The following is a 4,159-nucleotide window of genomic DNA, read 5'->3' as shown; positions in this document are numbered from 1 at the left end:
CCGTGACCGGCTTCAGCGAGACCCAGGCCAGCTTGGTCGCGGAGGCCTCGACCACCGCATAGTAGGTCACCGCGTGGCTTGCGCCTTCGTCGCCATGGGCGGCGACGCGCATGATGGTGTCCTCCTCGCCTTCGTCCTTGGCGAGATAGGTCGAGATGCGCCCCTGCTTCGGCTTCGGCACGCCCGCTACCAGCGCCCAATAGATCTTGCGCGCCGAGCGGCTGCGGAATGCGCCAGTGAGATGCGTCGCGGCAAAGCGGGTCTTGGCGATCAAGAGACAGCCCGAGGTCTCGCGATCGATCCGGTGCACCAGCCGCGGCTTCTGTCCCTTGGCGTCGCGCATCACCTCCAGCATCTGGTCGATGTGGCGCGTCATGCCCGAGCCGCCCTGCACCGCAAGCCCTGCCGGCTTGTTGAGGACGAGCACGTCGTCGTCCTCGTAAAGCGTCATCGCCTTCAGGCTTTCCAGCGTCTTGCGTTCGGCCTCGGACAGTGCGCCGCGCTCCTTCGGCGCGTCCAGTTTGAGCGGCGGGATGCGTACGCTCTGCCCTTCTTCCAGCCGGTCCTTGCTGTCGGCACGCTTGCCGTCGACGCGAAGCTCACCTTTGCGGACGATGCGCTGGATGTGGGAGAACGACAGGCCCGGAAAGCGCGCCTCGAGGAAACGGTCGACGCGCATGTTGTTCTCGTCGGCCGTCACCACGACGGTCTGCACCTTGGTCGGCAAGGGCTGCGCGTCCGGTTCGCTCTTGCGCGCGGCCGGGGCCGCAGCAGGCCGCTCCATACGCTCGGCGGTGTACCGTCCCGGCTTGCCGACGGCACGCTTGGCCGAAGGATGCTTGGCCGAAGGACGTTTGGTAGAGGGCCGCTTGGCGGAAGGCCGCTCACGGGGGGCCCATTCGTCGCCACGGTCCTTGCGCTCGCCGCGCGGCGCACGGTCGCTCCTGGTCTCGCTGCGAGGCCCCGCGGCGCGTTCGGACTTGAAGCTCTCGCTGCCTGGACGATCCCGGTTCGGACGCTCGCTCCGCTCGCGATCGCTGCTCGGGCGATCGGCCCGGGCCGGCGCGCTCTTGCGACGCGTGGGCGGACGATCTGATCGGGTCTCGGTTCGCTTGATGCGGCGGCTCATGGTTGCTGGGTAACCCAAAAGTCCCTGTCAGTCACGGCGGAATCGCGATAAATCCGGCCGCAAATCGAGCCTTGAACAACAATGCGGGAGCTAAACGAATGGCGCGGCTGAGACTGGCCCCGATGCTCGCTGCGGCCTGGCTGTCCATGACCGCCGCCCAGGCCCAGGAAAGCCCGATGCCCGACGACATCGCCTGGAAGCTGATCGAGATCGGCCGCAGCGTCGATCCCGCGAAGACGGCGGCGATCTACGCGCCGCTGCAGCAGATGGAGCCGTATGCCGGCGTCAGGGTGCAGCGTGACGTCAGATACGGGCCGGCCGAGCGCAACCTGCTCGACGTCTTCGCCCCCGAGGGCGGTACCGGCTCCCGCCCGATCCTGATCTTCGTGCATGGCGGCGGCTTCATCGGCGGCAACAAGCGCACGCCGGACAGCCCGTTCTACGACAACATCATGCTGTGGGCCGCCAAGAACGGCTTTCTCGGCGTCAACATAACCTATCGCCTGGCGCCGAAATGGCCCTGGCCCGCCGGCGTCGAAGATGTCGCCAGCGCCGTGCAATGGGTCGCGGCCAATGCGGCGCAGAACGGCGGCGATCCCACGCGCATCTTCCTGATGGGGCATTCGGCCGGCGCAGTGCATGTCGCGGCCTATGTCGCGCATCCGGAGTTTCACAAGCTCAAGGGCGGCGGCCTTGCCGGCGCGATCATGCTCTCCGGCATCTATGATCTCACCGGGTCGCCGCTGGGCGATCAGGAGATGGCCTATTTCGGCACCGATCCCGCGCGCTTTCAGGAGCGGTCGTCACTGCAAGGCCTGCAGGCCTCGACGCTGCCGCTGATGATCGCCTCCGCCGAGCTCGATCCGCCGCGCTTCGTCGAACAGTTCGATCTTCTCAAACAGGCGGCCTGCAAGCGCGCGATCGGCTGTGCGCACGCGGTGATGCTGCCGCAGCACAGCCATATGTCGGAGGTCTACTCGATCAACACCGATGACGACCGGCTGACGCGGGAGATCCTCGCGTTCGTGACCACGAGTAAATAGCTCCCGATGTCACGCGCTGCGGCCCCGATCAGCCGCAGCGCCTTGCCCCCGCCCCGCCAGCGCCAGGCGAGCGCAGCCGGTGTATCCAGCCGCTCGGCGAAGGCAAACAGCGCGACCGCGATCATCGCGAGCGGCTCGGCCGGCCCGGCCAACAGCATCACCAGCATCAGGGCCCAGCAGGCACCGACGCAGGCTATCGCGTTGCCGAGGCCGAAACACAGCGCATCGCGATCGGCGCGCCAGCCGAAAGCCGCCAGCTGCGGCCTTCGATGACAGCGATTGAGGCTCCACTGCTTCAGCGGCGACACCTGCCAGAGCAGCGCAAGCAGCACCGCGCCAGTGAACCATGCACGTGGTGCCGGCACCGCCCATAGCGCCGACAGCGCGACCAATTGCAGGACCATCCCGGCGATGATCCACACCGCGGCATGCCCGGTCGCGAACAGCAGCATGGCTGCGGTCCGGCGCCGCGCAAGGCTGCGGTCGCGCACATGGCGCAGGGAGGCCGCGATCAGAGGCAGCATCATCGCGGCCCACATCAGGGCCCATCCGGATGCAAGCTTCGCCGGTGCGTTGAACAGCAGTGCGAGTTCGAACGATGTCAAGAGCGGCGTGAGCGGCAGCGTTCCGGACACGCACAGCGCAGGAGCCACGGCGCCGATCCCGCCGAGCAGCAGAGCCAGCCAGCCGGACAGGCTCACCGCGGCAAGCACGATGAGCCATGGCCGCGGTCCGTGGACCCGGCGCATCGTTGCGCCACCGCCCTCAAGGCGACTGCCTGAAGACACTGATACGACCGATGCTGATCTGGGCCGCGTCCGGCACCGGCTGGCGCGGCACCAGCCGCACATGCAGTTGGTCGGGGCTGAGCGTACCCGCGAGATGCAGCGCGTCGATGATCCGGGTGATCTCGAGCACGAAGGTCAGCCCGCCACCGGCATGCTTGTCATCAGCCGCGGACGCCTTGCGCATGCCGAACAGGGCAATACTGCCCGCCTTCAGCTCGGGATGCTGGGCCGGATCGTCGCCGTCCGGCACGTTGATATAGACGTTGAAGGTGGTGGCATCGCTGAGGCCGCGCACATTTTCGAGGTTCAGGAACACGCGATCGGGCGCGGATTGCCCCGGCGCCGCCGCGAACCCCTTGAGGCTCGACGTCACCTTGCTCTGCACCGAACGGTCGAGCGCGACGGAGGCGCGGATATCGGAGCCCGTCACCCGCAGGCTCCCGCTGGCCCCTATCAATTCGGTGCTCTTCGGTTCGGCCATGGCGGCGCTCCTGACATCGGCCGCGGCGACGGCAACGCCGAGCCGCTCCAACCGCTTGACCATCTGTGGCTTGGCAAACGGCGACGACACATCGTCATACTGATAGCCAAGCTCGGAGAGACTCTTCATCTCACCAGGCGTGTAGGTCCAGCTCTTGCCGCCGGGCATCGGCAGCACGAAGGCGTGTTCACCGATGCTGGCGGGACCTTTCACCCATTTGGACGCGGTGGGATCGCCGGTCGATGTCGGCGTCTCGTTCCAGACCTCCCAGAGCCGATCGATATTGGCGTGATGCAGGTAGAAGATCGGATCGAGGCCCGCGGTGTCGGGATCCGACATCAGCCCCGGCAGGTTGGTATCCGGATCGCCGCCGCCCACCAAGCCATGCACCATGTCGTGCGGCTGGGTCTCGATGCCGCCATGGATATTGCCGCCATGGCTGAAGCCGGTGTTGACGCCGCCGAAGCCCGGGCTGCCACCATCCGCACCGCCGACGAACCTGGCATCGCCGAGCGCGTTCTCATCGACCTGGTCCATCGGGACGAAGACAGTGCCATTATTGTCCGGACCGTAGCGTTGCTCCACGAACAGCGGATTGTCGCCCGTGCCGTCCGGCCAGTCCTTCGATGCGAACGCAGGCGGCAAGTTGTTCTGGTCGAGCTTAAAATAGTTCCAGTACGGCAGCGCCCAGTCCTTCGGGCCGCCGGCCTGGACCACG

General features: G+C 67.0%; 4 protein-coding genes. 1 reads left to right on the top strand and 3 read right to left on the bottom strand.

Translation table 11 applies throughout. From position 1 onward, the window contains the following. Nucleotides 1-1,129 (bottom strand): RluA family pseudouridine synthase (locus BRAS3843_RS17010; RefSeq protein WP_035981953.1); only part of this gene is annotated, 1,129 nt, incomplete at its 3' end. Nucleotides 1,130-1,227: 98 nt separating this feature from the next. On the opposite strand from BRAS3843_RS17010, the gene BRAS3843_RS17005 reads away from it, so the two are divergent. After that, nucleotides 1,228-2,172 (top strand): alpha/beta hydrolase, encoded by a 945-nt coding sequence (locus BRAS3843_RS17005; protein ID WP_008970201.1) that lies wholly within the window; start codon nt 1,228-1,230, stop codon nt 2,170-2,172. Here the strand turns inward: BRAS3843_RS17005 and BRAS3843_RS17000 are convergent. After that, nucleotides 2,103-2,921 carry a DUF2182 domain-containing protein gene (locus BRAS3843_RS17000; RefSeq protein WP_008970200.1) on the bottom strand — a complete coding sequence of 273 codons (819 nt, stop codon included), beginning with the start codon at nt 2,919-2,921 and terminating at the stop codon, nt 2,103-2,105. The two genes, BRAS3843_RS17005 and BRAS3843_RS17000, sit on opposite strands and share 70 nt — an antisense overlap. 16 nt (nt 2,922-2,937) lie before the next feature. Next, nucleotides 2,938-4,159, bottom strand: a 1,222-nt coding sequence (locus tag BRAS3843_RS16995) for a tyrosinase family protein (RefSeq protein ID WP_035981950.1), incomplete at its 5' end; no start/stop codon positions are given.

It is taken from the genome of Bradyrhizobium sp. STM 3843, from assembly GCF_000239815.1.
Lineage (GTDB): Bacteria > Pseudomonadota > Alphaproteobacteria > Rhizobiales > Xanthobacteraceae > Bradyrhizobium.
Note: the sequence above shows the minus strand (reverse complement) of the source record. Positions and strands in the feature narration are given on the sequence as shown.

Bases quoted from the DNA above. Each gene is read 5' to 3' on its own strand.
- BRAS3843_RS17005 (WP_008970201.1), top strand. From the start codon at position 1,228: ATGGCGCGGCTGAGACTGGCCCCGATGCTCGCTGCGGCCTGGCTGTCC.
- BRAS3843_RS17000 (WP_008970200.1), bottom strand. From the start codon at position 2,921: ATGCGCCGGGTCCACGGACCGCGGCCATGGCTCATCGTGCTTGCCGCG.